The 26,886-nt window shown below is 39.9% G+C and carries 31 protein-coding genes and 2 pseudogenes; 4 read left to right on the top strand and 29 right to left on the bottom strand.

Translation table 11 applies throughout. From position 1 onward, the window contains the following. Nucleotides 1–67 precede the first annotated feature (67 nt). The 13 genes and pseudogenes from ACTWP7_RS17230 to ACTWP7_RS17290 all read right to left on the bottom strand — a co-directional run bounded on the left by ACTWP7_RS17230 (nucleotide 68) and on the right by ACTWP7_RS17290 (nucleotide 7,135). Nucleotides 68–622: a hypothetical protein gene (locus tag ACTWP7_RS17230; RefSeq protein ID WP_443124268.1), complete on the bottom strand. Its 555-nt coding sequence runs from the start codon at nucleotides 620–622 to the stop codon at nucleotides 68–70. A gap of 109 nt (nucleotides 623–731) precedes the next feature. Continuing rightward, nucleotides 732–929: a hypothetical protein gene (locus ACTWP7_RS17235; protein WP_443124269.1), complete on the bottom strand. Its 198-nt coding sequence runs from the start codon at nucleotides 927–929 to the stop codon at nucleotides 732–734. A gap of 159 nt (nucleotides 930–1,088) precedes the next feature. Continuing rightward, a complete protein-coding gene (locus ACTWP7_RS17240) occupies nucleotides 1,089–1,754 on the bottom strand; it encodes a tubby C-terminal domain-like protein (protein ID WP_443124270.1) in 666 nt (221 codons plus the stop codon). A gap of 191 nt (nucleotides 1,755–1,945) precedes the next feature. Further along, on the bottom strand, nucleotides 1,946–2,485 hold the full coding sequence (locus ACTWP7_RS17245; RefSeq protein ID WP_443124271.1) for a hypothetical protein: 540 nt from the start codon (nucleotides 2,483–2,485) through the stop codon (nucleotides 1,946–1,948). A gap of 48 nt (nucleotides 2,486–2,533) precedes the next feature. Next, a pseudogene (locus ACTWP7_RS17250) lies at nucleotides 2,534–2,677 on the bottom strand (helix-turn-helix domain-containing protein); the annotation flags it as partial. A gap of 12 nt (nucleotides 2,678–2,689) precedes the next feature. Beyond that, nucleotides 2,690–2,845, bottom strand: a complete 156-nt coding sequence (locus ACTWP7_RS17255; RefSeq protein WP_443124272.1) for a hypothetical protein — start codon at nucleotides 2,843–2,845, stop codon at nucleotides 2,690–2,692. Nucleotides 2,846–3,059: 214 nt separating this feature from the next. After that, entirely contained in the window at nucleotides 3,060–3,590 is a 531-nt protein-coding gene (locus ACTWP7_RS17260) for a GNAT family N-acetyltransferase (protein WP_443124273.1), read from the bottom strand. Between the two features lie 295 nt (nucleotides 3,591–3,885). Continuing rightward, nucleotides 3,886–4,077: a helix-turn-helix transcriptional regulator gene (locus ACTWP7_RS17265; protein WP_443124274.1), complete on the bottom strand. Its 192-nt coding sequence runs from the start codon at nucleotides 4,075–4,077 to the stop codon at nucleotides 3,886–3,888. Further along, a complete protein-coding gene (locus tag ACTWP7_RS17270) occupies nucleotides 4,067–4,399 on the bottom strand; it encodes a hypothetical protein (protein WP_443124275.1) in 333 nt (110 codons plus the stop codon). The genes ACTWP7_RS17265 and ACTWP7_RS17270 overlap by 11 nt, the downstream gene beginning before the upstream one ends. A gap of 363 nt (nucleotides 4,400–4,762) precedes the next feature. Beyond that, nucleotides 4,763–4,948: a hypothetical protein gene (locus ACTWP7_RS17275; RefSeq protein WP_443124276.1), complete on the bottom strand. Its 186-nt coding sequence runs from the start codon at nucleotides 4,946–4,948 to the stop codon at nucleotides 4,763–4,765. Between the two features lie 333 nt (nucleotides 4,949–5,281). After that, nucleotides 5,282–5,464 carry a hypothetical protein gene (locus tag ACTWP7_RS17280; RefSeq protein WP_443124277.1) on the bottom strand — a complete coding sequence of 61 codons (183 nt, stop codon included), beginning with the start codon at nucleotides 5,462–5,464 and terminating at the stop codon, nucleotides 5,282–5,284. Nucleotides 5,465–5,622: 158 nt separating this feature from the next. Then, nucleotides 5,623–6,034: pseudogene (locus ACTWP7_RS17285) on the bottom strand (IS1595 family transposase); the annotation flags it as partial. Between the two features lie 3 nt (nucleotides 6,035–6,037). Further along, the gene (locus ACTWP7_RS17290; RefSeq protein WP_443124278.1) at nucleotides 6,038–7,135 is read right to left on the bottom strand and encodes an EVE domain-containing protein; all 1,098 of its coding nucleotides are present in this window, start codon (nucleotides 7,133–7,135) and stop codon (nucleotides 6,038–6,040) included. Nucleotides 7,136–7,424: 289 nt separating this feature from the next. Here ACTWP7_RS17290 and ACTWP7_RS17295 point away from each other — a divergent pair, with 289 nt between their 5' ends. After that, entirely contained in the window at nucleotides 7,425–8,039 is a 615-nt protein-coding gene (locus ACTWP7_RS17295; protein WP_443124279.1) for a hypothetical protein, read from the top strand. Nucleotides 8,040–8,257: 218 nt separating this feature from the next. Here ACTWP7_RS17295 and ACTWP7_RS17300 read toward each other — a convergent pair whose 3' ends face one another. The 6 genes from ACTWP7_RS17300 to ACTWP7_RS17325 form a co-directional block, all read right to left on the bottom strand. Beyond that, a complete protein-coding gene (locus ACTWP7_RS17300; RefSeq protein WP_443124280.1) occupies nucleotides 8,258–9,346 on the bottom strand; it encodes an NAD(P)-binding protein in 1,089 nt (362 codons plus the stop codon). Between the two features lie 89 nt (nucleotides 9,347–9,435). Further along, nucleotides 9,436–10,017, bottom strand: a complete 582-nt coding sequence (locus ACTWP7_RS17305; protein ID WP_443124281.1) for a type 1 glutamine amidotransferase family protein — start codon at nucleotides 10,015–10,017, stop codon at nucleotides 9,436–9,438. A gap of 629 nt (nucleotides 10,018–10,646) precedes the next feature. Then, nucleotides 10,647–11,927 (bottom strand): TRAP transporter large permease, encoded by a 1,281-nt coding sequence (locus ACTWP7_RS17310; RefSeq protein ID WP_443124282.1) that lies wholly within the window; start codon nucleotides 11,925–11,927, stop codon nucleotides 10,647–10,649. Continuing rightward, on the bottom strand, nucleotides 11,924–12,418 hold the full coding sequence (locus tag ACTWP7_RS17315) for a TRAP transporter small permease (RefSeq protein WP_014644630.1): 495 nt from the start codon (nucleotides 12,416–12,418) through the stop codon (nucleotides 11,924–11,926). The genes ACTWP7_RS17310 and ACTWP7_RS17315 overlap by 4 nt, the downstream gene beginning before the upstream one ends. Nucleotides 12,419–12,475: 57 nt before the next feature. Further along, on the bottom strand, nucleotides 12,476–13,495 hold the full coding sequence (locus tag ACTWP7_RS17320) for a DctP family TRAP transporter solute-binding subunit (protein WP_443124283.1): 1,020 nt from the start codon (nucleotides 13,493–13,495) through the stop codon (nucleotides 12,476–12,478). A gap of 11 nt (nucleotides 13,496–13,506) precedes the next feature. Next, a complete protein-coding gene (locus tag ACTWP7_RS17325; protein ID WP_443124284.1) occupies nucleotides 13,507–14,160 on the bottom strand; it encodes a GntR family transcriptional regulator in 654 nt (217 codons plus the stop codon). Between the two features lie 264 nt (nucleotides 14,161–14,424). Here ACTWP7_RS17325 and ACTWP7_RS17330 point away from each other — a divergent pair, with 264 nt between their 5' ends. Next, nucleotides 14,425–14,691, top strand: coding sequence for a hypothetical protein (locus ACTWP7_RS17330; protein ID WP_014644633.1), 267 nt, complete (start codon nucleotides 14,425–14,427; stop codon nucleotides 14,689–14,691). A gap of 151 nt (nucleotides 14,692–14,842) precedes the next feature. On the opposite strand, the gene ACTWP7_RS17335 is transcribed toward ACTWP7_RS17330, so the two are convergent. The 3 genes from ACTWP7_RS17335 to ACTWP7_RS17345 all read right to left on the bottom strand — a co-directional run bounded on the left by ACTWP7_RS17335 (nucleotide 14,843) and on the right by ACTWP7_RS17345 (nucleotide 18,837). Then, on the bottom strand, nucleotides 14,843–15,271 hold the full coding sequence (locus tag ACTWP7_RS17335; RefSeq protein WP_443124356.1) for an RDD family protein: 429 nt from the start codon (nucleotides 15,269–15,271) through the stop codon (nucleotides 14,843–14,845). 134 nt (nucleotides 15,272–15,405) lie between these two features. Continuing rightward, nucleotides 15,406–15,852, bottom strand: a complete 447-nt coding sequence (locus ACTWP7_RS17340; protein ID WP_443124285.1) for an RDD family protein — start codon at nucleotides 15,850–15,852, stop codon at nucleotides 15,406–15,408. A gap of 189 nt (nucleotides 15,853–16,041) precedes the next feature. Then, nucleotides 16,042–18,837, bottom strand: a complete 2,796-nt coding sequence (locus ACTWP7_RS17345; RefSeq protein WP_443124286.1) for an S-layer homology domain-containing protein — start codon at nucleotides 18,835–18,837, stop codon at nucleotides 16,042–16,044. A 375-nt stretch (nucleotides 18,838–19,212) separates the two neighbouring features. Here ACTWP7_RS17345 and ACTWP7_RS17350 point away from each other — a divergent pair, with 375 nt between their 5' ends. Then, nucleotides 19,213–19,473: a helix-turn-helix domain-containing protein gene (locus ACTWP7_RS17350; protein WP_443124287.1), complete on the top strand. Its 261-nt coding sequence runs from the start codon at nucleotides 19,213–19,215 to the stop codon at nucleotides 19,471–19,473. A 124-nt stretch (nucleotides 19,474–19,597) separates the two neighbouring features. Next, entirely contained in the window at nucleotides 19,598–19,783 is a 186-nt protein-coding gene (locus ACTWP7_RS17355) for a hypothetical protein (RefSeq protein WP_443124288.1), read from the top strand. A 58-nt stretch (nucleotides 19,784–19,841) separates the two neighbouring features. Here the strand turns inward: ACTWP7_RS17355 and ACTWP7_RS17360 are convergent, their stop codons facing one another. The 7 genes from ACTWP7_RS17360 to ACTWP7_RS17390 all read right to left on the bottom strand — a co-directional run bounded on the left by ACTWP7_RS17360 (nucleotide 19,842) and on the right by ACTWP7_RS17390 (nucleotide 26,781). After that, entirely contained in the window at nucleotides 19,842–21,044 is a 1,203-nt protein-coding gene (locus ACTWP7_RS17360; RefSeq protein WP_443124289.1) for an IS1096 element passenger TnpR family protein, read from the bottom strand. 478 nt (nucleotides 21,045–21,522) lie between these two features. Continuing rightward, nucleotides 21,523–22,530 carry a hypothetical protein gene (locus ACTWP7_RS17365; protein ID WP_443124290.1) on the bottom strand — a complete coding sequence of 336 codons (1,008 nt, stop codon included), beginning with the start codon at nucleotides 22,528–22,530 and terminating at the stop codon, nucleotides 21,523–21,525. A 405-nt stretch (nucleotides 22,531–22,935) separates the two neighbouring features. Then, nucleotides 22,936–23,685, bottom strand: coding sequence for a DUF6904 family protein (locus ACTWP7_RS17370; protein ID WP_443124291.1), 750 nt, complete (start codon nucleotides 23,683–23,685; stop codon nucleotides 22,936–22,938). A 166-nt stretch (nucleotides 23,686–23,851) separates the two neighbouring features. Beyond that, on the bottom strand, nucleotides 23,852–24,856 hold the full coding sequence (locus ACTWP7_RS17375; protein WP_443124292.1) for an LPXTG cell wall anchor domain-containing protein: 1,005 nt from the start codon (nucleotides 24,854–24,856) through the stop codon (nucleotides 23,852–23,854). Between the two features lie 452 nt (nucleotides 24,857–25,308). Continuing rightward, nucleotides 25,309–25,485, bottom strand: a complete 177-nt coding sequence (locus ACTWP7_RS17380; protein ID WP_443124293.1) for a hypothetical protein — start codon at nucleotides 25,483–25,485, stop codon at nucleotides 25,309–25,311. A 131-nt stretch (nucleotides 25,486–25,616) separates the two neighbouring features. Next, complete coding sequence (locus ACTWP7_RS17385) at nucleotides 25,617–25,772, bottom strand: hypothetical protein (protein WP_443124294.1); 156 nt, start codon at nucleotides 25,770–25,772, stop codon at nucleotides 25,617–25,619. 31 nt (nucleotides 25,773–25,803) lie between these two features. Continuing rightward, the gene (locus ACTWP7_RS17390; RefSeq protein ID WP_443124295.1) at nucleotides 25,804–26,781 is read right to left on the bottom strand and encodes a PD-(D/E)XK nuclease family protein; all 978 of its coding nucleotides are present in this window, start codon (nucleotides 26,779–26,781) and stop codon (nucleotides 25,804–25,806) included. Nucleotides 26,782–26,886: the final 105 nt, after the last annotated feature.

Here is a 26,886-nt window from a genome sequence, read left to right on the forward strand (position 1 = left end):
AAAGTGCTCATATAGAACAATCGCCACGATATAGACTTGGATTCAAAATAATTTCTCTTATATGTATCTATTGCTTGTTAAAAAACAAGAGGTCATAAATGACTGGAAAAGTAATAAGACTTTTTCTTATATCCTCATCTAATTCACTTAGTAATTCAACTTTATATATGTCTGCAGTAGAAGCTATTTCTTTAAAGCTTTTTAATGCTACTTGCTTATTTATCGACATCAAAACATTTCCATTAGCCCCAACGACTTTCATTTTTCCCCCAAAAGTTTCACCATTTAGTTCAGCTACCTCATAGCCACTTCTATCAATAAAGAACACTTGTGGGTGTTTCAATTTAAACTTATCTTTTAATGTTAATAGTTTGCTCCCTGACGAATCATAAACTTCGAATGGTTTTCCAAAACCGTCTTTACGTTGAAAAAACAATAGATTTTTGCCTTCTGTATCAACAACTTTCATGTGGTAACTGTAGATTGAGTACAGCCCTAATAAACGAAGAACATAAGAAAGCTTTGAGTTTTTCACACTACTATCTTCTCTTGCTTCTGCTATTCTCTCCCCCTGTATATTATAGTAAGTGAATAACGTACTAATTCCTGTTGATTGCTTCACGTAAAAGCTTTAGCATTCTAATAGTTCTTTCATTTATTTTTACTCCTTTGAAACGATAGGATTGCATTGGAATGATATTGACCACATTAGTGACAAATCATTACCTTGATTATTTTTCCTTAAAAGCTCTCTTTATATCAAAGAAACCAAACGTTCCACAGACAAATGTGCCGAAAACTAAAACACTCGTAAGAATCCAATTTTGCCCCCAACTGCTAATTGCACTATAAAGACAAGCTAAAGCAATTACTAGTGCTCCATATTCTTCACGCCATCTATCTAATTTTGATAACCTTTGGTTCTCCATACATAGTCACCTCCAGGGACTTGAATTAACAAAGAAAAGCCCCTTTTCTATAAGAATCGGATTCAAGGTAATCAAAGCCAGGGGGCTGATACCTCATGCCGGAAGTGCTGGGATGTTTCCTCGCTTCCCTTAAGTACTTTTCACTTCTTTTTAAAAATTTTATTTATAGAATTTAATTATCTCAAATATACTAGCCAATAATAACATTGGTAAATCGCTTGTATCTTGTGCATCAATGATTATCCTTCGAGGCGGTAATTTTCCATTAGTGGAAATATAGGCAACTTGTTTCCCGTTTTTATGAAAATAAACCATATTGTCATCTACATTTTTAGACACGCTTATTTTTTCATCTCTATAAGAAAACGATAGAATTTCATTAGACATCAACTTCTTGTCACCTATTATCATAAACCTTTCTTTACTATCATTAGTTTCTAATTTTACTTCCCATCTACTTTGAACCAAATCTTTTCTTTCTCTTAATTTATGTATTCTTATACACATATTCCTATTAGCATCTTCACTAAAAACATCTACATAATAATTTGGAATAAATAACGAGACTAACATTTGAAACACATTATCAAATTCCCTTTTCACCCAGCCTACATAGTTCGTTTTCATATCAATCATTTCTGCTTTCTTAGTCATTATCTTGAGGGGGTTTTTAAAATAAATTGCTTTCGTTCCTATCACTCCATCTCCTCCTGTTGATTCCACCTTTCCCTTAGTTAACCAATGACTAAAAACTATAAATAGAACAAAAATAACACATGCAAAAAATACAAACCAGCCAGGAACATGTTGCCATCCATATGTCATTTAAAGCTCACCTCTTTCAAAAATCATGATCCGTCTTGTCAAATATCAGACGGCTTTTCAATTTTATCATCACCAAATAAAAACCCAAGGCCAATAACAAAGGTTATTGAATTAACAATAAACAATGAAATAGATATAATCCTTTTCATGGTTAACAATCCCCCTTTTATTAAGTCACTTTCCCATCGTAATCATATTAAATTATTACTTTCAAAATTGAGATTGACAGGTTCATCAAATAGATCTTCAGCAGGAATTTGCTCTGTTACTGGAACACTTTCATCTACAATCTCGAAACTAACATCATCCATCCAGATTTGCCCAAAGCCATTTAATAACATCCCAAACGCGATCACTTCACTTTTTACTGGTACATCTAACACAACGCTATAATGGTTCCACTCATTCGTCCCTTTGATTGGACGATTCATCATATTGTCAAAAGCAAGTACATCTCCGGAAGAATGATCAATTCGCATCCACAAACCGGCCGATCTCCTAACATCCATACTTTTAACAAATGCAGAAAATCGGAGTCGCTCTCCACGATAGCGATCTGACTTGATCTGTTGCATCAATGTAGCAAAACCTCGTGCTTTTTCATCCTTTGAACTCAAATATGCCGAGTAATTACCAGTATGCAAAATTCTATCGTCTAAACCCGTTTCATAATCAGATGGTGAGTCCCCTGTCATAACCCAACCGATGGGCGCTTTATTATTTCCAGTCATAACATTCTCTCCTTTGACAATAAGATTTCTGAGTAATCTCCGATAACGTCCTGGTGTCATGCCATATATCTTCTTAAAGGCTCTGGTGAATGATTCTTCCGATCCAAACTGATATAGCAAAGCAATGTCAATCACTCTGCAATCTGTGGTGATTAAATCCCTGGCGGCTTGAGTAATTCGCCGTTCCCTAATATAACTTACAGCTTATTTCCCAATAATTTTCCAAAAAATCCGTAAAAAATGAAACCTTGAATAACCATCGTGTTCAGCTAAAATGGGAAGTTGCAATTCACCTGTAAGATTTTGTTCGATAAGATTTAATGCTTCTTGAATAGTTTTTTCATGCTCTTGATAGATCAACCTCGCACCTCCTAACCTTACAAATCCAATATAACCAAATAATTGCTAAGAGACTTGACTTTTTGTGCTAATGTTATTAATTGCCTACCAAAAATATGAGCTATATTATTTTCGCTGAATGACCGCTGAGTAATTGTTAATATCTAAAAAAAGCGATTGCTCATATTGAACAATCGCCCCCTTAAATGAAGACTAGAATTCTAGATAATATTGATTATCGTTTATAGATTGAGTACCTAACATAATTACCTGCACTTTCATTTATTGATTCTTCTACACTAAATCCAAGTTTTTCGGCAACTCTTATAGATCCTCGATTCGAAGGATGTATATCGGCTACTACATTTTCCAGATCAACCGTATCGAAAGCATATGTTAAGATTGTATTCCCAGCCTCTGTCGCATAACCTGCTCCCCAATAATCTCGTTTTAACCTCCAGCCTATCTCTACTTCCGGACCAATATTATCTATGGGAATAAGTAAGATCCAACCGATAAATTCACCGTTGTTAACTTTGGATTCTATCGTCCAGTACCCTAGCCCATTAGGATATGTAGTTTCCATTCGATTTTTTACAAACTCAATGTGCTTATCTGGGTTAGATTTCGGACTATTTAATAACTCTCTCACTTCAGGTATATACTTAACTACTTCTTCCTCACAATCCATTCGCAGGCAGTCTTCTAAGTCCTTCATTGTTCTTTCTCGTAAAATTAATCTCTCCGTTTCAAAAGTCTCTAACATACAACTGCCCCCTATAGTTCTTGGAGAAAAGCCCCCTATACAGCAAAATTCCAATTCAGGATATTCTCTATTTTTCGGCCCATTAGTTGGAACTTAAGGGCAGTCACTCTTTTGAGCAATCGCGCATATCATCGTTTTATTTTTACAATTCCTACAATAAATAGCATGGTTAAAGCAACATCGGAAAAAATCGACTTAAAAAGGAAGCTCAGCGAATTTATACTACTTACCATTGCAGAACCTAATACAAAAAATAACCCATCCATAATCTATTTCTCAATATTTGCACTCTTCATTATTTAGTTTTAAAAACATTATCTACAGTTGTATTAAGAACTGCCGCTATTTGAAATGCCAGTTGCAAGGTAGGGTCATACCGATCATTTTCTATAGCGTTAATTGTTTGGCGTGATACCTTACATTTTTTTGCTAGCATATCTTGGGTTAATCCTGCGCTTTTCCGCAGTTCCAAAATCTTATTTTGCATTTCCACTTACCCGTCTACTATAGATTAGATAATATACAAAATAGCTTCCAATCAGTATGAGTAAATAAAATAACTCTGGATGATTGAACGGATCATTTTTTAGAAAACCTGATCTTAAGTCGAAAACACTAAAAACAATGTTTATAAAAAATACGATTAAGAGGAACGACCAACTTCCTACAATTGCTTTTTGTTTTATGTATTGAGATCGTTCATCGTCACTTTTATTCACACCTCCAAACTCCTCACCCCCAGTAAGTCGGCCAATAAACAGAAATATAAATATTCCGACTAAAATAGAAACAGCCCATTCGATTACCAATAATATCACCTCTTCAAAATGTCAAAACATCTTTACATTTCCAAAATATCACAATAAAAACAATTATGTCAAAAGTATTTTACATAAGGGTATTGAGAAAAGGTTCTCACCTCTTCCCTTTATTAAAAAACCATCGCCAATAAGATTAGCTGTAGGAAAATTCGAATACACCACACTAATGAAATCAGAGCATAGAAAAATCGATTCCTTTACAGCACTTAGGAACCGATTTTTTGATTTGGTTTATTCAACTAAAGCCCCATTTACTTGAAGATCCGATTTCAAGATATCTTAAAAATATAAGAAAATTGAATACAGCTTCAATCCACTCCTATCTTAAAAGATAGCGTCCAAGTTCTGAGTCTAATCACTCTCGTTATTACCTCTACGCTTAAAAGTATTCTTTACCGCAATCCATATTCCAACTACTGCAATCAAGGACTTAAAAACCAAAGAACCTCCATCATCCATATAATCCGTAATACCAATAAATAAGATAATGATCGTCCCAATAATTCCTATAGGTAAAACAATTCTTCTTTTATCCAAGGTCTAACCACCCTAAGTATATTTATATAATGAGTTCCCTTAGACCTACATAACAAACCATTTTTAAATAAAAATCCCATAAACTAGGAAAATAAAGGTTGGAAAGACCTAATTAAAATAAGACCCTGAAAAATTCAGAATCATAACTATACTCTTTATACAGATTACTCAAAAATAAAGCGATTGCTCTATTGAACAATCGCCCCCTTTATAGGAAGACTACACCTTCTCTAATTACAAGACCATTATAGTATTGATAGCTAAGCCTCCACCTTTAATTGAAAAATTTAAACCTCTTATTAAGATAAGCCCCCAATAATGGAAGTGTTATAACTACTCAAGACTTAACCCTACGTAAATTAAAACTGACACAATGGCAAATCCTGAGAAGAATAATCCTTTCTGAAACTTTGTCCAACTTTTCATCCAACCCCATCGCTTTTGATCTACATCTAACCAAAAGAAATCCACTACTACCGCTACTACGACAATTACTAAAGCTCCGAAGGCACCCAAAGAATCCCCTCCCCTTCTGTAAGTATTTTAAATATGCCATCATCATCCCAATTAATTCCATAAAAGGAAGTGAAGCAGCTATTTATGTAGTTATCTCAAAACCAAGTCTTTCATAATCCTGCCCTATACTTAAAGACTCAGTTTCGAGTTAAATATCCCTTAGTGGAACAACCCCGTTTGCGGGGTTTTCTCTCTGCAATTTTTCTTTGTCCCTTTTCAGAGTACAGGAAATAGGTCTCGTCCATTTCAACGAGACCTTTGAAGATAGAACTTTCCATTTGTTTTAATGTCGATAGAATCTTGTGCCTACAATAGAACAAGGTTACGTGGGTAACGTCCCCAATCAACTTTGCTGATTTGCGGAGTGAATAACCCTCTAGCAAAACTTTACAGCGGTAACGCTGCTTCTTCACTTCTTCCCAGATCACAATGTTCGAGTATTTCCCAAATCGAACAATATGTTCTGACTCTCAATAAGGAGGATGACGCAGTGAGAGCATCAACCAAGTATTCAAGTAAGAGATGTTGTTCCGCTGGGTTCAATGTTTGAATGGCTTTAAGGATATCGATTGTCTACAGGTGGTTATCTTTAATATACTTCCAAATCAAGTCACTTTTCTTTTTATCTACTGAAAAAAGAGTTTGGTTAAACATAAAATTGGAGTCTGTAACATCTTTCATCTTCTTTGCACTTAAAGGGTGTTTGAGCTTATTGAAATCTTCAAGTTTCATATAGTACTCTTCGTCACTTTTTCCTTGATATTCTTTCATATGAACTTCGCCAGTCCCAATCCCCATAGCAACAATACCTTTTCCGCTTTGGTAGAGAAAGACCTTGTCCCCTTTTTGAATTCGTTTGATTTTATTCTTCCACGGATGATAGTAGGCGGCAGCTTTTTCCTCATTCATCATCTCATCGTGTGAGCGAGGATTTCTTTTATAATTAGTGTTCAAAATAAAGTTTGATTGTTCCATTTCAATTACATCCTGAAACGGCGAATAGGCATTAAATTCAATAAGTTGTTCATTGCTATCGGTCACAAACACTCGATAAACTATTGAATCGATATTTAACCCTGTCTTCTTCCAATAGTTTACTGCGTTCCTTGTTTTAACATCAGTACCATCCGTGACAATTAAAAAATGCTGCTGATGATTAAATTGTTCCTTATTAATCCATTCCTCATTGGCTAATTTAAAATATTCCCTATGTTCTTCAACCAATGAATTAGAGTTAGGATTAAATTTTAAAAAGAGTTTTTCTAGATCTTCGTAATTCTTCTGTCCATAAATCTGACCGTACCTGAATACCTGAAGTAGATTTTCTTCGTTAGATTTCCATCTTTTCAACTCGAATATGTATAACTTACCTGTATGGTCCAATGCCATGATGTCTGGTTCTTCCTGAAAGCTTCTCTCAGTAAAAATAGGCATTAATGTTTCTTCATCTAAAATTCGATCCAGGTTCTTAACAAGCAATTCTTCTAAATCTTTTTCCTTCCATCCAATCCTATTTAAGTTAGATCTTTTAAGCATTCTTAAATTATCTCTTTCCCGGTGGTCCAAGTAATAAAGCATAGACATCTTCTCCTTACCCTTGTATTTTTTTGGAGAAATTAACTTTAATCCTAATGGCACAAGCTTCTTATACATAAGATTTAAGAATTTCATAACTTAAACCTCCAACCTAAACTAACAAATGGAATTATTTACTATTTTATCATAAAAAAGTTATCAATTGATTATATTTATAATTAATTCTGACAATCTAACTACATTGACAAACAATCAAATAATATTCACCAATACTAAGTGACAGGATTCAAGTTTATACGCAACTAATCGACATCAATAGGCAATAAAGGTTTACTTCTCTGTCATATAGGTTATAACACTATCATCCATAACAAACCGAGAGGCCTTCCCAACCGTTGAAGGTCACACGAAAGGAAGAGGAGCTATGAGTACACCACAAAAAATTGTCGATCGTCTGGTTCACTTTACCGTTGAAGCTTATAACGACCGCTATGACTCCCCAACCATTCAGAAGCTGCGTCACGATTACGAATGTGCCCTTGGCCAGGCGATTCAGATGTATAAAGAAGCAAGTGAAGATATCCGCCCGGAAGTGATCCGTTACAACGAACTCATACTTAAAATAAAAATGATCTTCCAGCAGAAGAAGTCGGAAACAGTAGAAGAGATCCTGGATCTCGACAGGAAGCTGCGCGCAAGAAACGAAGCCTGTCCAGATGCGCCGGTTCAGAATCATCCATATGAAATTGTTGACCGTTTAGTATACTTAACCGCTGAAGCTTATCAGGACCACGGTCCATCGAAGGCGCTTGAGAAGCTGCGTCATGATTATGAATGTGCCATAGAAGACGCGGTGCAGGTGTATAAGAAGTCCTATGACAAGATGCTTCAGGACTCAATCCGCTACAATGAATTCAGAGAAAAAGTGAAGAACTTCTTCGGCCAGACTGAATGCGAAAATGTCCAGCGAATCCTTACATGGGACGAGGACCTGTCTGAAGGCATGAGCATCCGCCGAAGTCACGGATACATTAAGTAAAAACACTCCACATGTTGGAGAAGTTTTATTACGAAAAAGTTCGTTTCGTTTATAAAACCCACAAGACTTCCTAGATAATAAGTAGAAGAACAGCTAGATTCTAATCATAATGAATGAGCCATAATAATTTGAGCAATTTTTTTTACATTATATAAAAGAGCCTGACCTCCCATAAAAATGGAGTCAGGCTCTTTTAATCTTCAGAGGGAAAGTATTCGTTATTTCGAAGTAAAAGGCTTCAACAAGTGGCTGAGTCCTTTCAAAACACTCATGTTTGGCTGGGTGACTATTTTCTTCAACATCGAATTGCGTAGGGACATTGTCACTAAATCCAGTTGATGATTGCTTAGGCTTTCAATCGCTCTCCGGAGTACCAGGGAATCATCATAATCCTTATAGAGCGGTTTACTCAGCTCTTCATAATTCCCAAGCCCGCAGATGTCCTGAGCTGCATAAATGCCACTAAGAATCGATCCCGTCTGCCCGAAACCTAAGAATGGAGTAATGGCTCCAAAACAGTTGCCAACAAAGAACGTGTTTCCAATTCGAGGGTAGTTGCATTTTCCTACCATGTAATCAGTGATCGTGAACTCTTTTTCAATCGTAATCTTCTGGTTCAGATTAAGAGAAGCTTGCTTCACCATTGCTTGCCAGAACTCATTTCTTCTATGCACCCAATCGTCTTCATATTGTGGATAGACGTTCACGAGAGTCGCGTGTGTAGTGGAGTGAGGCAGCAAGTAACCCATACCTTGTGGAGCAAAATGGTTATTGAACCAGGTATGTACCTCATTACGGACGAAATCCCCTTTAACAAGTGCACCTGCAAAAGTAGAAGGATAGGCTAGGTCATATGGCTGGATTTGCTGTATATCAAGTAGATTGCCAGTGGCTAATACCACATGGGTATATTCTTTTGAAATATCTTCATAAGTCGCATGGCTGTCATAATGGATTGTACTATGCACCAGCTGCTCGGCTAATTGCTTCTCATAGGACTCCTCATATTCGCCCCGCATATTGATAAAACCGATCTTTCCTTCTACATAGGCGGATTCGTTTTCGGAATGGACATATATTTTCTGAACATTGCTGGTTGGCTTTAAGTGAATATCATGTGTTTCAGAAAAGAATTTCACCGCGTCCTTGATGGGTGCATGAAGAATAGGCGTCATTAATTCCGCAATGTCATAGTGAAAACCTATTTTCTTTCGTTGTTCAAATATATCAGCAGTATGCCCATGTTTTTCCAATGTCACGGCACATGAAAGACCGGCAAGTCCTGCCCCGATAATCGCTGTTTTCACAAGGACCTCCCCCTTTTCTTAATAGTGTTCGTAAGGAGGCCCGTTTTATTCCTGCCGTCGTGAAGGAATTTACTATCTAGAGGTTCAAACTAACTTTTAATAAAGCCTTTTTTGAATAAATCATACCACTCTCTTAGTTCTTCACCTTCTATAATATCCAACTTGCTTAGAATATCTCTTGAAAATTCTACAGCTCCACTTCCATTAGCCGTGATTAGACATCCATCACGAACAGATTGTGCATTGATATATTTTTCTTCACCTTCATAATTAGGGGCTTCTTCTTTTAGGTACGACAATGAATTACCCGTATGTGCATGTTTATTAAGAAACCCGTGATTACCCAAAAAAGTGGTGGCGTCACATATCGCTGCAACAGGAATGTCCTTTTCAAAACTGAACTCAACAAGCTTCTTTACCTGTTGATTTTTATCTTCTTTCCATCCAGTTCCACCGGGAATAATCAACATCTCAAATGGCACCTTAAAAGAGAAGTCTTGTAAGTTATAATTCGGTATAACAGTTAATCCACCCATTGAAGTTTTTGGATGGCTATCAATCGCAATGGTTTTAACTTGATAACCTGTTCCTGGCTTATTTAACTCAGCCGTCACATAACTTGCTTCCCAATCAGCAAAACCATCTGTAATCAAAACCAAAACATTTTTCATACGTATATCCTCCCTGTTCTTCTTGTGATTACTGAATAAACAAAACCCTTAATTGCGATTCTTAAAACTACTTTTCACCTTAACTCCAATTGCAAAAGACGTACTAGCAAAAATGATTAAAAGGAAACTAAGAATGATATAAGCTCCACCTTCAAAACCCCTAATGTTCACAAAACCGTTATAAAAGACGATTGCAGCAACAATCGTTAAAATAGATCCAGGTAACATCCTGATCAATAGGGAAAAACCCTTTTTACTGAACCACCACGTAAGCGTCAATACAACTATCCCTGGTATTAATGATACTAATAAAGGACCATTAAGCATTATAAAAATGTCTCCTTCCACTTAAAATCTGATCCCTATCTAAACGATTCCTGAACGAATAATATTGGTTTTCCTAAAGACTTTTTAATACCTCTCCATTACATTAGTTCAATAATCTTTCTCATTCTCGACTATTAAAATGCTCTTATTAACTATACGGTACCAGCCCAATTTAGTTTCAAAATGCCTAATATCTCGAATTCAAGTCTTCAACTGTCCTGCCCGTTTCTCGAAGACTCAGTTTCGAGACCAGCACAAAAAGAAAAGGCCTTGCAAAATCTGCAAGACCTCTTCCCTTCCTATTAATACATTTTCGTCAGCCACATCGACAAAGCAGGCACATACGTAATGATCAGTAACGCCAGGATCATGGCCGCTAAAAACGGAAGAACGCCGACGACAATTTTCTCGAACTTTACTTTTCCGACCGTAGAGGCCACAAATAGGTTAACCCCAACCGGCGGCGTGACAAAGCCAATCGCCAGGTTCGCAACTAAAATGACGCCAAAATGCACAGGATCGACACCGAACTCCGCCACAATCGGCAGCAGCACCGGAGTCAGGATAACCACGGCTGAGATCGTATCGATAAACATCCCGACAAAAAGGAGCAGCAGGTTAATGACAATTAGGATGAATATCGGATTCGTCGTCAGTCCCGTCAGGTAAGCGGATATTTGATCCGGTATCTGGACAAGCGTCATAAAATGTGCAAAGGATACGGACAGGGCGATAATAATCATCGTCGTTGAATTGATGACGATCGTCTGCATGAACGAGTCATAGATCGTCTTCCACGAAAGCTCTTTGTAGATAAAGCCTCCAATAATCAGCGCATACACTACGGATACAACGGCCGCTTCTGTCGGCGAGAACACCCCGCCATAAATGCCGCCTAAGATGATGACCGGTATAAACAGCGCCCACTTCGCATCATTGAATGCACGCAGCACTTCTTTTCCGGACGCCTTGGACGTATCGTCCGGGCGGTAGTTATTTTTAGCGGAAATGATAAACGCCGTGACCATTAATAACGCGCCAATCAGCATGCCGGGAAGAATCCCGGCGATAAACATATCTCCGACTGAGACGTTCGCGGTTACACCGTAAATAACAAACGGGATACTCGGCGGGATGATTACCCCGATGGAACCCGCTGTCGCCGGTACACTGGCGGCAAATCCCGGCTTATAGTTTTTCGCGATCATCGCTGGAATCATAAACCCGCCAATCGCGGCAACGGTGGCTGGTCCTGATCCAGAGATCGCCGCGAAAAACATACAGGCGACAATCGTTACCATCGATAGTCCGCCGGTCATCCAGCCGACCATCGAGGTCGCTAGCGTCAGAAGGCGTTTGGAGACGCCGCCTTTCCCCATCAATATGCCGGCAAGCATGAAGAAGGGGATCGCGAGTAGCGGGAAAGAATCCAGCGAAGTAAACGCTTTTTGCACGATGATATCAAGAGGGAGCGTCGTTCCGAAGTAAATCGCGGTGAAAGCCGAGACCCCGAGAGAGATCGCGATCGGTACCCCAATCAGCAGACAGACGAACAGCGTTCCGAATAAGAGGAGAATACTCATGTAGCGATCCCCTCGCTTTTCGGCTTATCATAATTTCCTTTCCAGATTTGGATGAGCTGAATCGCTAAACGGATCGTCATCCCAATTGACCCGATCGGTACGGCGGCCATCGGAATCCACATTGGTATCTGCATCGCCGGTGATTGCTGGCCGTAGCTTAACGTATCGAGGACAAGATTGGTTCCATATACCGCTAAAAACAGGACCAGCAGAAACCACAGGATCACGCTCGCTGATTCCAGTATTTTTCTTACGACTCCGTGAAACAGGGTCACAAACGCATCGACCCGGATGTGCTCTCTCATTTTCACGGCGTAGCTTGCGCCGACCCATACCTGGAAGATATGCAGGTAACGGGCGATTTCCTCTGTCCAGCTGGGAGCGGACTGGAAAATATACCGCCCTACTACCTGACCGAAAATAAGGACGACCATCAGGGCAAGCGTAGCCACCAGTATTCCTTTTTCTATATTTGCAAAAATCTTCGACATGTCTGTCCCACCCTGTTATGTAGTAAAGGAAGGCCGCGGCCTTCCTTTAAGTTATCGTTATTGAACAGCTTGCTGCACTTTTTCCAAGAGTTCTTTCCCGATATCATCTTCGAATTCGTCATATACCGACTGAACTTCTTCCTTGAAGGATTGGATGAGTTCCTCAGAAGGTTCATTCACTTCCATACCTTCTGCTTTCAACTCTTCCAAGAACTCATTGTCCTGCTTCTGTGCCAGTTCCCGCTGCTCTGTTCGGTATTCTTCGGAAGCTTCCACGACTAACTCCTGCAGGTCTTTCGGTAGCCCCTCGTAAAAGTCATTGTTCATTAAGAGAGCCGTTGGCGCATACACATGACCCGTCATGGTCAGATAGTCCTGCACTTCATAAAACTTATTCGTATAGAACAGGGAAACCGGTGCTTCCATTGCGTCATACGTTCCCTGCTGGAGCGCTGTGTAAAGCTCACCGAATGCGAAAGGAGAAGCATTCATGCCGAGTGCGTTAAAGGTTGCCGTATGAACCGCGCTTTCCAACGTACGCATTTTCAGACCTTGAATATCCTCGAGAGACTCGACTGGACCCTGGTTATTCGACAGGTGACGGAAACCATTTTCCGCAAAAACAAGTCCCTTGATATTTTGTTCGGATAAATCATCCAGCAGTCCCTGACCGATTTCACCGTCCAACACTTTGTATGCCTGCTCGTAGTTTTCAAACAGGAATGGCAGGTCAAACACCATGAAATCTTCATTAAAGGAAGAAATCGACGCAACGGCCGGAATCGTCATTTGAATGTTTCCCTGCTGAACCGCTTCAATCGCTTCACGGTCAGAAGGATACAGTTCCCCGTTCGGATGAAGTTCGACCTTCAGCTGCCCGTCCGACTCTTCCTCCAGTTTCTTCTTAAACGATTCGGCTGCAATGTGAGACGACTGATCCTCGGACACTAAGTGAGCGAGACTAATGGTGTATGTTTCTCCGCTTCCATCCTCTGCGTCACCGCCACCTGAACTTGGACGTCCGCATGCGGCTAATGTGATGAGAGCTGCAAATAATATAAGAAAAACTTTCTTCATATGTACTCCTCCTAAGACTGATATTGAGTGATGCGTGTACTGACTTTGTTCATATGTAGGTTAATTGCTGCCGAGGCACGCTCGACATCTTTTTCCTCCACCGCTTCCAGGATGGCTTCGTGTTCCTCGCAGGCTGCTTCTGCACTTTGAGACAGCGTGTTCGATAAGATGATAAAGGCGCGGTAATCCCCGGAATTCATTTGCAGGATCAGATCCCTTAACTTCTTATTCTCATTGTCTTCTGTCAGCAATAAATGAAAATCCCTGTCGAGTTCGACAAACTCTTCATAATCCTCTTCTGTAATCGCTTTCTTCTGGTTCCGTACATTCTCCCGCAGTTGTTCCATGGTAGCTTGAGATCGAATGGGGGTAATCGTTCGGAGGTTGTGCGTTTCAAGCAGCGTGCGGACTTCCATCAGATGCAGGGCTCCCTCCATCGTAAAGGTCGCCACCCTGGCCGGTTTCCCCTTCTGCAGGACGACCAGTCCATCTGCAGCGAGGCGGCGCAGTGCTTCACGCAGCGGTGTTCGACTCACACCGATCTGCTTCGAAATTCTCTCCTCGGGCAATTCTTCATTGGCACTGAATTCTCCAGAAACAATCGACTGACGCAGCAAGTCATACGTCTGGTCGGATATGGACATCATCTTATTGACCCTTCTCATGAATCACTCCACCTATGTTTTTCCTGTATACAGTATACTGAAAATTGTATAAGAGTTTCATAACTTTGTAAACTGAATTTTAGAAAAATTACAAAAAGGAGCATAAAAAAAAGAAGCCTGCCCTACGAATTTCCTGCCACTTTAAGAAAGTGCTGGAATATTCGTATAGAACCTGCAATTTGTCCAAATTTGATGTTATAATTTTCTGACTATTTGGATAGGATAATTATACAAGAATCTATTAATAAAAAGGAGCTGCTTCCTATGCAGATTGAAGCGAAATGTAAACGGAGTATCTTCAGCCAAAAGCCGATTCGCCTGAACGAAGCGAAAAATGAAGAAGCCTTACAGAAACTATTGGACGCGCCTCACCACTGTTACTTTACAGAAGGAAAATATTACACGTTCACCGTCCACCCTCAGGTGTGGGAAAGCACGAATAATTTCTCAGAAAATCAAATGTTTAATGTTGTCCGTGACTTCGACCGCGTCGCCGACCACTTTGAATTACAAACGCTGTCTAAACTATAATCGAGCGATGAATCATCGCTCGGTTTTTTGTTTGCTAGATTGAGAGATTCTATAAAAAAGCCTGAGTCTACCATAAAAAAAGACCCTGCTTTCACGCACAGGGTCAACTATTATAAACTAAATTATTTCCTTATTTAATAGCCGATCATCCTCAGGCGTCCGGCAAGGCCGCTGCTTCCCCGGGTTCCGCGTCCGTTACATACGTACCGGCAAAGAGATCGTGAATCGCACGGTGATCCTTGCGAAAAGCAACAAATAAAGCACTGACAATATAGAGAACTCCAAACGTCAGTCCATAGACCAAGCCTGACAGGACCACGCGCAAGAGCATCGTCCCTATGCCTACATCTTTTCCATTTGTTTTCACAATACGGATTCCCATGATTTTCTTTCCTACAACGTAGCCATACCACAATACAGGAACGATCAGCAGATACAGCCCCTCGATCACATTCGTGATCAAGCTGTTCAAATCCGTCTGAAACAGTCCGGACACGATCAGCCCCATAGGCAGAAATACAATCAGACCATCCAGCAGGACAGCGCCCAATCTTCTTAAAAACCCGACCGATTGATCCATAACCTTCCCCTTTCCATCATTCTGCTTATGATACATCCATGACTCTATCATCCGAGAGTGCTTCTCACAAAAAAGAAAGCCGCCCACTTGAGCGGCAGCTTTGCATCAGGTTAACCCGGCGATTTTGATTAAGGTTAACCGCTCTTCAGATCATCTTTGTACTGTAACCCAACCGCTTCTCCCGGGTCGGCTTCCGTCACATACGTACCAGCTATAAAATCGTGAATCGCGCGGTTATCCCTGCGCAAACCGACCATAAAGGCACTGACAATATAGCCAATACCAAGCGTCAGGGCATAAACGAGGCCTGAAACAAACACACGCATGATCATCGTGCCAATCCCTACGTTTCTTCCATCCTTTTTCACGACGCGGATGCCCATCAATTTCTTTCCTACCACATAGCCATACCAGAAAACAGGCACAATCATCATATATAGTGATTGGATTAGGTTAGGTACAAAACTGTCCATGTCCACCTGAAATAAGAAAACCGAAATAAGACCGATCGGTAAGAATACGATGAGTCCATCTAATAAGGAAGCTCCAAATCTTTTCGAAAATCCGACTGTCTGGTCCATAATTTTCCCCTCTCTAAGATACTGTCTCTCATTCTACTTGGGATAATATTCCTGCGCAAGGCATAGGGATAAATAACCTGCTATTTTAATGGAACGACTTTCTTTTCACTTAAAAAACATCTTCCATGGGTAAGTACTATTACCCATGGAAGATGTTTTAAATCTTATTTTACAACATTAATCAAAGGTTTATCCTTCAGTTGGTCTGAAACTCTCTTCCAATACTCTCGCTACAAAAGAGGCAAATTCTGCTCTTGTAATTTCCTGCTCCGGCCTAAACGTTCCGTCCGGATACCCAACGGTTATATGGTTGGCTGCCAGGGTTTGAATATAGGAATCTGCCCAGTGCTCTTTCGTATCTGTAAAAATAGAAGTTTGACCTTGTAATTGATAAGCTCTTGAAACGATGATGGCCATTTCTGCTCGACTTAAATTTTCATTCGGTTGAAAGGTACCATCATTGTACCCTGACAGAATTTTCGCCTTTGTGGCTGCTCCAATGTATCCGCTCGCCCAATGATCTTCAGCTACATCTGGAAAGTCAGATACAACCTTCTCAAGTTCTAGTTCTCTAGAGATTACTGTCGCAGCTTCAGCCCTCGTTATATTTACATTCGGCTTAAAGGTGCCGTCATCATACCCTACCAACAAGTTATCTTCTACTAAATAATTAATCTCTTCTTCAGCCCAATGTCCTTCGATATCCTTGAAACTGACATCATTCGAAGGTTTCTCAACAGTTACCTCTGAAGAATTAATTTCTTCCATGTTCCCTGCGTTGTCCACACTGCGATAGTCCACAGTGTTAGTTCCTTCTTCCGTTACTAGAATAGCAGTGTTATATTCCTGCCATTCTCCCTGATTAATTCGAAATTCTGTCTTGCTAACCCCAGACAGGGCGTCGGAGGAACTCAGGGTTACCTCTACCGCAGTGTCTTGGTTTTCAGAACTCATAGAAGTTTCTGGAGAGGTTGCGTCAAGCTTAACGTTAATACTCTTAATTTCTTCTACATTGCCCGCATGATCGACACTACGATAGTCGACAGTATTATTACCTTCTTCTTCAACCACCACAGAACCAGTATATTCTTTCCAGTCTTCCTCGTTGATACGGTACTCTGTCTTAGCCACTCCTGATAATGAATCGGAGGAACTTAGCGTTAACGTTATTTCAGAGTTATTCCATTGATCACTTACATTATTAACCGATGTTTCTGGAGCGTTGTTATCATACTTTACGGTTACACTCTTAATCTCTTCAGTGTTGCCAGCTGTATCGATACTACGATAATCAATGACGTTGTCGCCTTGCTGATTTAAGGTAATAGAACCACTATAATCTGTCCATTCCCCTTCGTTAATTCTATACTCAATAGTGGATACACCTGACAATTGATCTTTAGCCGTTAACGCAATCTCAGTCTCTATATTTGCCCATTTTTCAGCAGGTACCCCATTAGCAGAAGTGACAGGGGAAGTTGTATCTATTTTGATTGTTTTACTTTGAATATCTTCAACATTACCAGCCTTATCAAAGCTGCGGTACTCGAGCTTATGAGTACCTTCTTCCTCAAGTTCCACCGGTGTACTATAAGATGTCCAGTCTCCGTCATTTATTCTATATTCAGTTTTGCTAACCCCTGTTAACGAATCCGTGGCGCTCAGCGCGAACTCTACACTCTTACCATGCCACTGATCGCTTACATCGCTAATCGAAGTTTCTGGAGCAGTAAAATCAAGCTTAAAGGTTAAGCTCTTCGTATCTTCTTCATTTCCAGCTTTATCTATACTTCGATACTCAACCACGTTTTCGCCTTCTTTGCTCAACGTCACAGTGCCACTATAAGCATTCCAGTCACTATCGTTAAGTTTATATTCAATCGAAGCAGGGCCTGACAATTCATCCTTGGCTTTTAATGTCAGTTCCACTTCTTCATTCACCCATTCGACAGGAATTTCAGAAGCTGTAGTGACCGGTGAGGTTTTGTCAATTTTGATGACGATACTTTGAATATCTTCTTCATTACCTGCTTGATCGATACTTCTATATTCTATTGTCGTTGATCCTTCATGATCTATCGTAATAGGATCGCTATAGGCTGTCCAATCGCCTTCATTAATTCTGTATTCGATAGATTTCAGACCTGACGATTCGTCCTTAGCTGATAAGGATAGTTCCACTTCTTCATTTCCCCACTCGGAAGGAACTTCAGAAGTGGTCGTCACTGGTGTTGTTTTGTCTATTTTAATGGTTTCGGTTTGGATTTCTTCTACATTACCCGCGTGGTCCACGCTTCGGTAATCAAGCTGAATTTTGCCTTCTTCACTAATTTCAAAAGCATCTGTATATTCGATCCAGTCTCCTTCATTTATCCGATACTCTATCTTTTGAATACCGGATTCTTCATCGGCAGCGCTTAGAGCAGCGGTAACATTTGAAGGATACCATTCATTCTTCAGTGGCGTGGAAGATGTAAGATCGATACTTGTTACTGGTGCACTTTTGTCTGTTTCTTCTATGACTACATCATATTGACTAAGATCTATATACTCCGAGGTTTCTCTTTGATATTCTGATCCACCGTTGGAATTATAGTAATAGTAATAGTTATCCTGTTTATCACGGACAGTAATGTAATCGATCTTCCAATGCCCGGCTGCGTCATATTCTCCAATGTTAAAACTGCTTTCATATTTTCCTGTATCAGAGTTTAAGCTTAAATATACATACTTATTTGATGTCCCCGCAGGTGCTTCATACTTTACGCTGACCCTCTCCACACCTGATAAATTATCACTTACATCAGCTGTAACTTTCACTTTATCTCCTACTGTAACCTCCTGTTTCGAAACACTTAAATTATTTAGTATTGGTGGAGTAACATCCGAAGCTGCGTTACTAACCACTGGAGCTACTAAAGAAATGATAAGTGCTAAAATCACTATTCGAAATACTCGCTGCATTTTTACTTTTTCAAATACCATTAACTCATTCTCCTTCTTTCCTTTGCGAAGAAAATTCCTTCTTTTTATGTATTCATACTAATTCACACAAACTCTATTATAGTATAAAAGTATCATAAATTGTTAATTAATTTGAAATAAACCTGACTAAAATTACTGTATCTTAAAATTAAAAAGAGATTCTAACATTAAATTTTCTCTACCCTAATTCTGTAAGAATGGAATTAATTTGTGAAAAGGCAGCCTCCCTGCTTGTTACCATTTATTTAAGAGATTTTCCCCTTCCCCACCTCATTTAAGAAATAAATAGAAAAAACACCTCACTATTTACTATATATGTAAAAATATCACGCTCAGTTTGTGGTAAGTTTCCCCATTGCATACGAAAATTTTAGTATGAGAAAAGAACCTATTGAAGAAGCCATTGCCATATTCGGCACCCAAGTACGTAAAACACGAATGGAACTGGGCATGACCCAGGAAGAGCTCGCCGATAAAGTCGAGCTGTCACCAAATTATATCGGGTATATTGAACGAGCAGACAGGCATCCCGGCATCTACCAGATCATTGCGATCTCTTTTGCCCTAGGCGTCAGTCCTGCTGCCTTATTCAATGACGTAACCGTACCGGATGATTTGTATAAATCTCCGGAATAAGTTTCCTGAAAGGAGTATAGAAGACATTCTTCACAGTAAGGCTCAATGAAGAACAAGGCAGCGCTGCAATATACACGATTTGCTGCGCTGCCTTACTACTAAAATGGAAGGAAGAAATTATACAATGGATTATATTTTAACGCGTACCGAACTTGAGAATGACGGGCACAGGAGTATCCATATCCTCGACATCCGGAAGGCTCAATATCTTATCTACTACCCGGAAGAAATATCGCATTTGGATCAAAGTTTAAGAGCGTTTCTATTTACCAGATTGAAAGGGATAAATGAGGGTCAGTTTGATCAATAATTGATTATGTGGTATATCCAGTCCATACCCACTCAGTGGTTTCATTCACTACATGACTTCAGCTGTCTTCTACCATCTCTTCCACCATTATCTTCACTCGCCACTCTTCACCATAGTCATAAAGATAAAGGATCGTATCGCCTTGTTTTAACCCGGTTTCCCCAATGAGAATTTGATCAGCCGATCGTTCTGCCGGCCCCTCTTCCGGACTGCTGATGGAAGGTTCGGTCCAGGCTTTCCCGGTCATGAAGAAACTGTACAAATGCCCCTCCCAAAACCCATAGGCTTGTTGAATGGCCATATGAAGATCTTCCATAGTGTCAACGCCAGAACATTGAATCTCAGCGCTCGCATCCCCAAGGGTGGTTAGAAACGTGTAGGTACCTTGAAACGGCTCTTCCCCTTTTCTCGGAAAAATCGGCTGCAGATCATCCGCTTCAAACAAATCTTGAAAACGATCGATAAATCGATCATCCTCATCACCCCGGGAGAAGGACAAACCATAATCTGCTGCGACGAAATCCTCCACAAGCATCAGACTACTCCCATCTTCCGGATGACGCCCGGGGGTGACCATCCACTCGCCTTCCAGCCTTCTTGCTGGAATATTCCAAACGGATACCGGACGAGTGAGCAAGAGAATCTGCAGGATCTTCCAGCCCACCTTCGTGGACTTAATGGATGCTGGATGGATATTTTGTTTGAACGATTCCAATTTTTCCGAAAGCGTGTAATCCCATACGCCAAAATAAGAAAGCACAGGCACCATATGCCCCATGTCAAAGAGAGAACCAGCAAACCTTCCCCCGGTCACGTTGATCTCCTGTTCAGGAGGTTGAGTGAGCACCCCGCCGCAAACTTGAATGACAGATCGATAGACCGATTCCCCGTGGTCGGTAAACACCATCCAGTCCGTATCCACCCATAGCGTTTCCAGTAAAAATAGATACTTCTCCACATCGGAAAACTGGTTATAGTCGTTGACCCGGTCCAGTAAGATAAGGCGGTTGCGTTTACGCGTCATCAATTTTCCATTCAGGGCCAGATAATAGAACAAATGAACTCGTGGATAGTAGATTTGATCATTCTTCTCCGTAACGCCCGTATTCTGCACTTCAAACCTCTGGTTCAACTGATGGCAATGCTTGCGCTGCATATACCCTTTTGTTTTGGTGAGGGTTACTTTTTCCTGGTCGATATAGTTTAAAAACCCCTGAAAATCCCGGACGATTTCCAGGGGTAATTCGGACGGATCAATCACGTCTAGGTCCTCCTTCTATAAAACGATTTCTTGTCTTTCTATTCCCAACATGCTGGCTCGTACACCTATTCACAATAGTACAATCGATTCTGCTAACTAACATTAAGATGTCATTCATCGTCTATGGTGACTCTCTTTCATCCATCTGACGATTCTAAATAGTCTACCGGGGGAACAGGCCCCGAAATCAATGAAAAAACACTTGGTTTCGACAGGTATGATTTGCTACCTGAGAACCAAGTGTTTATGATCTATTGCTATATAATTAGAAGTTTAAAATGTTAATCCTGCTTAGGGTCAGACCTCAGTTTCTTATTTAAAACTATTCACTATTAATTATGTAAAACGTCCTTATGCATATAAGCATTTTTTCATAAAATGGCTCTATTAAAGTTTGCTGTTGGATCTTTGAACAATTGTTCTATGGAATAATAACACGTCTTTGGTTCTCCATGACTTTCTACTGAATGAATATAGATTATACTCTCTGACTTTCTCTCATCTCTTTCAATCTTTTCTTAACTGCATTAGTATCCGCCATCACGTTAAAATGAAGATTTTTCTCATAGGGTTGGAAATACTTTGCAAGTTCCTGTATTGTATTCTCTTTCTCCTCTGTAGAGAGTTTTTCTCCTACATCGAAATATTCCACTTCTCCAAAACGCGCTTTGTATAAGGATACTCTCTTGATATCCATATCCTTATAAGGGAAGCCATTTTCGTCAGACATTGTTCTTATCGCGAATTCATTTAGGAAGTAATATCCCACAAGCTCCAAGACATCTTTACGAGCGTATCCTTCTTTTTTAGTCGTTTTAAAATCATAGAGTGTTCCATCAATATAAATGTCAGCATCCGCTCCCTCTACCAAGAAAGAAGCTGCACCAAAGTGAGGATTGAAGATAACTTCACTCTCAGGAGTAATAATTTCAGGTATTAAGAATCTCTGTTCAAATAGGCTCATAAGACCATCCAATTCTTGAATGGTATCTTGTGGTGGGGTTCCATAGAGAAGGTCATCTACTTGAATATATTCTTTTTTAATTGGAGCTCTAAATACGTGTTCTAGTCTCGCCAAACGAACAGCTTCAGTGTAAATGGAGGTTATAGAAGCAGATTTATCCTGGAGGAATGAATCAATTTTTTCCTTCCACTCCCTAACTGGTTTTTCGTCAATTTCCACATTCAAAACGCTGTTTAATTTTGGGATAGCTTCGTAAGCGACCAAATCTTCCGTTACCCCTGGCTCACCGATGAATTGTCCAATCTTAAACCTGGCTAGGTAATCAAAAGCTGTACCTACCAAACTAGATAAGCCTTGATTCGTCAGTTTATTGGGTACAAGAAGTTCGTATTCAACCTTAGAAAACGGAGCATTCCCGCTCATGGTATGAAAATCTTTTTTCTTAGGTGTGACTTTTAAGAGAATATCCTTGAACTTTTTATCATTCTCTTGGGAACTACTAATCTTTTTTGTTAACGACATACAACCCCTCCATCATCAATGTGTGCATAGTCATATTTTACCATAGATAGCTAGAGGTAGAAAAGATTCTCTAAGTCCCCCAAACACCTGTAAAAAAATCTCTGCTCACGAAAGTAATGAGTAATAAAAAAGGATTTTTTCGTAATCTTTTAGGGTCCATGCCTCGATTGCGCATGGAAAAACCAAAAGTGCGAACCATCTCCAAACAAGACATAGCGTTGGGATCTGGTCGTCAGTTCAGGCATTTAAGATGTAATCTGAAGTTTATATGTAACATATCGCGATTTCGAGTGCTAAACACTCGGGGGGCGTTAGTTGAATAAGCCCACTTTCACCGCCTCTTTTGATTCCGTCTAAGATTGACCCCACAGTCAGGCACCAATCGATTTAAGATCAATTCTGTCTCTACCAGTCAATCTCCTCCGGAAAATGCACCTTCAGCCGAATGTCCCGTGGAGAGCATTGGTAGTTCTTCGCCGCTTCCCGTACTTCTTCCTTTACTTCCTTATATTCTTTACCAGCTTCGGTTAAACGCTTCGCCACAATGGTCAGATTTCTCACTCGTTCATCGGCATCCATATTGATAAACTTGCTATTTAACACGGTCAGGTATTGAGTGGTATAATTCATGGTCCAATAATCATTCTTGTTCAGCATGTTCATCATACGTGTGTAGGAAGATGGGGAAACCACCGCAGCAATTGCTTTAGCAATTTGCGATTGAAACATCCGCACGAGAGCGATATCCTCACTCCAAATGTTCTTCGTATGCTCTAAGGAAATACTTGTGTGCCGGGCATTTTTGCCAGCATGTTCCTTAATGAAGTCGTTGAGGGCCATCGTTACAAATAGAAGTTCCGGCCACAGAACCTGAATCGTTAAATAGATATTTTCTTCACTTGCGATCATCGATACGTATCTCATTTTCTCCCGATCCAACCCGTTTTCCACTCGTTTAAATGAACGATCTCCCATCATGGCATGACGAAGATCATAGCACACCGCCAGCACGTGAAGTCGTGCCCCCTCATAGGGAGGAAATTCCCCTTCTTCTCCTACAATATTATGTAATGCTTCATACAAGGCTTCAAAGTCATGATAGTCTCCTGAAACCTCTACGCCCGCATTTAATTCCGTATTTTCAACCATAATCATAGGGCTACCTCCATCTACTCTGATACTCTCTATAGTTTATTCCATGAGGGCGCTATTCACAAATATGATCCCTATAATAAACATTAACACTCTCAGTCTACGAATTATCACATCCCCGCCCTTTATCCATAAAAAAAAGCAGGCGTTAAAACGCCTGCCTTCTTCATTATTGAGATTTAGTCTTACGAATGCCCAGGCCTACTGCTCCCAGGAGCGCTACACCCAAACCAGCTAACATTCCAAGCGGAAGGGAAGAAGAAGTGTCTGGCAGCTCGCCGCCTTCTTTTTCTTCTGCGCTTTCTTCATTTTCATCTGCTGCTTCTTCGTTAGATGCTTCATCATTAGCAGCTTCTTCATCTTTCATGTCACCGGAGTCTTCCTCAGAAACATTCTCTTCTTCGGATTCAGGAGCTTCTTCTTGCTCACTGTCATCACCGGACTGATCTTCCTGCTCTTCACTTTCAGAGCCTTCATCAGCGGAATCTTCCTGACTGTCGTTATTTTCTTCTTCAGCAGGCTCTTCTTCTGCATCATTATCGGTATCATCATTCTCTTCTTCCGGTACTTCTGGGCCGTCAGCTACGAAGTTTTCCGTTTCTCCATCACTGAATAACGTCATCGCAATCATGCCACCATCAGAGAAAGCCACAGAAAGGATGTCTAAGTCTTCTGTCTGCCACGTGTAAACGGAAGATGTAGAGCTCATATCCTCAAATTGTGCTTTACTTGAAGCACCTTTGGTACCTTCTGCGCCGATAATATCCACCACATCTTCATAAGAATCACCAGCTTCTATCTCTTCAAATGCTGCTGCCAGGTCAGCATCGACGCTTTCAAAATCCATATCTCCAGATTCAGAGAACACGACGGATTCAACGTTCTCACCGTCTATACCCGTACTCACGGTTAAGAAATCTCCATCACCGTCTGTCCAGGAAGCAGACTGAATACCTTCTATATTATCTTGCTGATCCGGTTCTCCTAGTTCATCAACGACTGAATCAAAAGCTGTATTTTCATTGCTTAATTGATCCGCATAATCCTGTGTAAGATCGAAGGATGTTTCTGCTTGTACCACATTTGTATTCATAACGTTCGGCGCTGCGAATGTCCCACCAAGTGCAAGGGATGCGGTTAGCGCGGTAGAAACGATTATTTTTTTACTGTTCATTCTTATCTCCTCCTAAAATGGATTTATCTAGATTTTGGTTTGGAAAACTATAGGACTATGATGCTGCGAATATATTAAAATAATCTGCATCACTTTTCCTGAGCCTAAAGACCATGTACTCGAAAGTTAGGAAGTTTCACCTCATACAGAAGACGAAACCACGAGCAACCTTATTCTGATAGGTATCTTCAGTGGAATGCTCTTTCCTATGTATGCATGAACAAGACTCGTAATCTCCATGTTATAAGATAGTAATATTTATGTAAACCTGAAATATACAATAATTACTATTTATGAAGTATAAAGAACCTAGTAAATAATACCCTACCCGAGCATTACGTTTACCTTATAATAATCTCCAAAATAAAAAAGCACCCCCTTTGGGATGCTTGAAGCTCCATTGCCGCATTCTGAAATACCAATGGCCTATATCCGAACAAAACTTAAAGGCCTCAATCTTCTAACCTATATCCTGCCTTTTCAAGGATGTTCTTGGCTTGATGATAATGGTAATTCATTTCCGCTCTTGTTTCCGCTTCCTGCAGCTTCCTCACATGCATTCTGTAGCTTTGTAAAACATCGTCAGGTCCTTCTTTTCCTGACGGTCGAAAAGGAATTAAATCTCCCACCTGATTCTCCCCTATCCAAATTTACTTCTCCTTAGAATATGAATAGCATGAAAAAACGTGTGGTCCCGGGCCTCCGGGGATCAGTGGTTTACCCTTCCTAGCTTGAGATTTTTCCATTATATATCTTCTGGTCACATGTCTATCTCAAAGGTATTAATTACTTTTGACTTAATCACTTCTTCATTTTCATCCAGCAGATTTACTTTTACAGCGCCATTCTCTATTAATTTCTCATAAAGATTTTTATCTCTTTCACCTACAAGTCCTACAGTATACGTGTTAGGCATAAGCCCCATCTCGTACTCAATCGCCTTAACCTCATAGATTTGCAGAAGGAATCAAACCAAGATTTCTTATCTTTTCCTTCAAAGACGCTATTACTCTTACTGTTGAATCCACATCAATTATATCAACAGAGTCTGTAACTATATAATCTGCTACAGCTACTGTCATGGATTTTCCTACTTTGAGACGTGCCGGACGTGTCAGTTCATCAATGTTTTCTGTTAAATACGATGAACACCTTCTTAATTGTTTAATTCCAAATTCAGGGTCATTCCTCTTTATTTTCACGCAAAGCTTCTCCTTTTCTAATTGTATGTAAGGAGATAATGAATGATCTATGTCTAATCTGCTCCAAAAACCATTGAAGCCCCCTCTTGGATTGGCCACATAACCGTAATTCCCTTCAATACCTGCACTTCTTAGGGACTCATAAACACCAAACCAAACCCAATTTTCTTTTTTCCAATTATTGAATGGTTCATCTTTGTATCGATAAAATGAGTTATTTATTTTAGTTAAATATGTTAAGTAATCTTGGTAAATATCGCTGGTGATATGCTTGTGGCGGTTTAATAACTGCAGGAACTGCGACCGTGGATAGACTTGATATCCAGCATCAAGTACAGGTTGAAGATTGCTTTGCTCATTAATGGTTAAGTAGATAGGAACTTGATGAAGATGGGGTCTTTCTTGCTGCATATGATCTCTATATCGTTTTAATTGATTGGAGTGCTGTTTAGTGAATGTTTTATCTTCGATCAAAATTGCCCAGTGATTATTGATTTCTATTAGAATATCTATACTGCCAAACTGTTTCGTAATATCAATGGTTTCTATAGGGGGTAATGTAAGGTCATGCAACTCAAACAACTCTTCTAGAAATTCTATAGACGCTTGGTGTAACAAAGGGAATAAGTCCTTAAACTCAGAAGAAGCAAATGATACGAACCAGCTAAGAAAGGCATCTTGAGAAAGTTCTGAAGTCGCGTAATCAAATAAATTGGGTTTCAACCAAATACACTCCCAGCATTAAATTTAAGAAACTAGTTTTTAGAATTTCCATGATTTAAAAGATTAAAATATCACTCTATTTATTTCTTCTTCACTTTTCCCCGT

Source organism: Halobacillus sp. B29 (assembly GCF_052246755.1).
GTDB lineage: Bacteria > Bacillota > Bacilli > Bacillales > Halobacillaceae > Halobacillus > Halobacillus halophilus.

Excerpts from the sequence above, each read along its gene's own strand:
- ACTWP7_RS17335 (WP_443124356.1), bottom strand. The coding sequence starts at position 15,271 with ATGGATCAATCGGTCGGGTTTTTAAGAAGATTGGGCGCTGTCCTGCTG.
- ACTWP7_RS17240 (WP_443124270.1), bottom strand. The coding sequence starts at position 1,754 with ATGACATATGGATGGCAACATGTTCCTGGCTGGTTTGTATTTTTTGCA.
- ACTWP7_RS17345 (WP_443124286.1), bottom strand. The coding sequence starts at position 18,837 with ATGGTATTTGAAAAAGTAAAAATGCAGCGAGTATTTCGAATAGTGATT.
- ACTWP7_RS17340 (WP_443124285.1), bottom strand. The coding sequence starts at position 15,852 with ATGGACCAGACAGTCGGATTTTCGAAAAGATTTGGAGCTTCCTTATTA.
- ACTWP7_RS17295 (WP_443124279.1), top strand. The coding sequence starts at position 7,425 with ATGAGTACACCACAAAAAATTGTCGATCGTCTGGTTCACTTTACCGTT.
- ACTWP7_RS17385 (WP_443124294.1), bottom strand. The coding sequence starts at position 25,772 with ATGCCTAACACGTATACTGTAGGACTTGTAGGTGAAAGAGATAAAAAT.
- ACTWP7_RS17370 (WP_443124291.1), bottom strand. The coding sequence starts at position 23,685 with ATGATTATGGTTGAAAATACGGAATTAAATGCGGGCGTAGAGGTTTCA.
- ACTWP7_RS17235 (WP_443124269.1), bottom strand. The coding sequence starts at position 929 with ATGGAGAACCAAAGGTTATCAAAATTAGATAGATGGCGTGAAGAATAT.
- ACTWP7_RS17375 (WP_443124292.1), bottom strand. The coding sequence starts at position 24,856 with ATGAACAGTAAAAAAATAATCGTTTCTACCGCGCTAACCGCATCCCTT.
- ACTWP7_RS17310 (WP_443124282.1), bottom strand. The coding sequence starts at position 11,927 with ATGAGTATTCTCCTCTTATTCGGAACGCTGTTCGTCTGTCTGCTGATT.
- ACTWP7_RS17315 (WP_014644630.1), bottom strand. The coding sequence starts at position 12,418 with ATGTCGAAGATTTTTGCAAATATAGAAAAAGGAATACTGGTGGCTACG.
- ACTWP7_RS17260 (WP_443124273.1), bottom strand. The coding sequence starts at position 3,590 with ATGTTAGAGACTTTTGAAACGGAGAGATTAATTTTACGAGAAAGAACA.
- ACTWP7_RS17330 (WP_014644633.1), top strand. The coding sequence starts at position 14,425 with ATGCAGATTGAAGCGAAATGTAAACGGAGTATCTTCAGCCAAAAGCCG.
- ACTWP7_RS17355 (WP_443124288.1), top strand. The coding sequence starts at position 19,598 with ATGGATTATATTTTAACGCGTACCGAACTTGAGAATGACGGGCACAGG.
- ACTWP7_RS17245 (WP_443124271.1), bottom strand. The coding sequence starts at position 2,485 with ATGACTGGAAATAATAAAGCGCCCATCGGTTGGGTTATGACAGGGGAC.
- ACTWP7_RS17325 (WP_443124284.1), bottom strand. The coding sequence starts at position 14,160 with ATGAGAAGGGTCAATAAGATGATGTCCATATCCGACCAGACGTATGAC.
- ACTWP7_RS17365 (WP_443124290.1), bottom strand. The coding sequence starts at position 22,530 with ATGTCGTTAACAAAAAAGATTAGTAGTTCCCAAGAGAATGATAAAAAG.
- ACTWP7_RS17350 (WP_443124287.1), top strand. The coding sequence starts at position 19,213 with ATGAGAAAAGAACCTATTGAAGAAGCCATTGCCATATTCGGCACCCAA.
- ACTWP7_RS17305 (WP_443124281.1), bottom strand. The coding sequence starts at position 10,017 with ATGAAAAATGTTTTGGTTTTGATTACAGATGGTTTTGCTGATTGGGAA.
- ACTWP7_RS17320 (WP_443124283.1), bottom strand. The coding sequence starts at position 13,495 with ATGAAGAAAGTTTTTCTTATATTATTTGCAGCTCTCATCACATTAGCC.
- ACTWP7_RS17290 (WP_443124278.1), bottom strand. The coding sequence starts at position 7,135 with ATGAAATTCTTAAATCTTATGTATAAGAAGCTTGTGCCATTAGGATTA.
- ACTWP7_RS17265 (WP_443124274.1), bottom strand. The coding sequence starts at position 4,077 with ATGCAAAATAAGATTTTGGAACTGCGGAAAAGCGCAGGATTAACCCAA.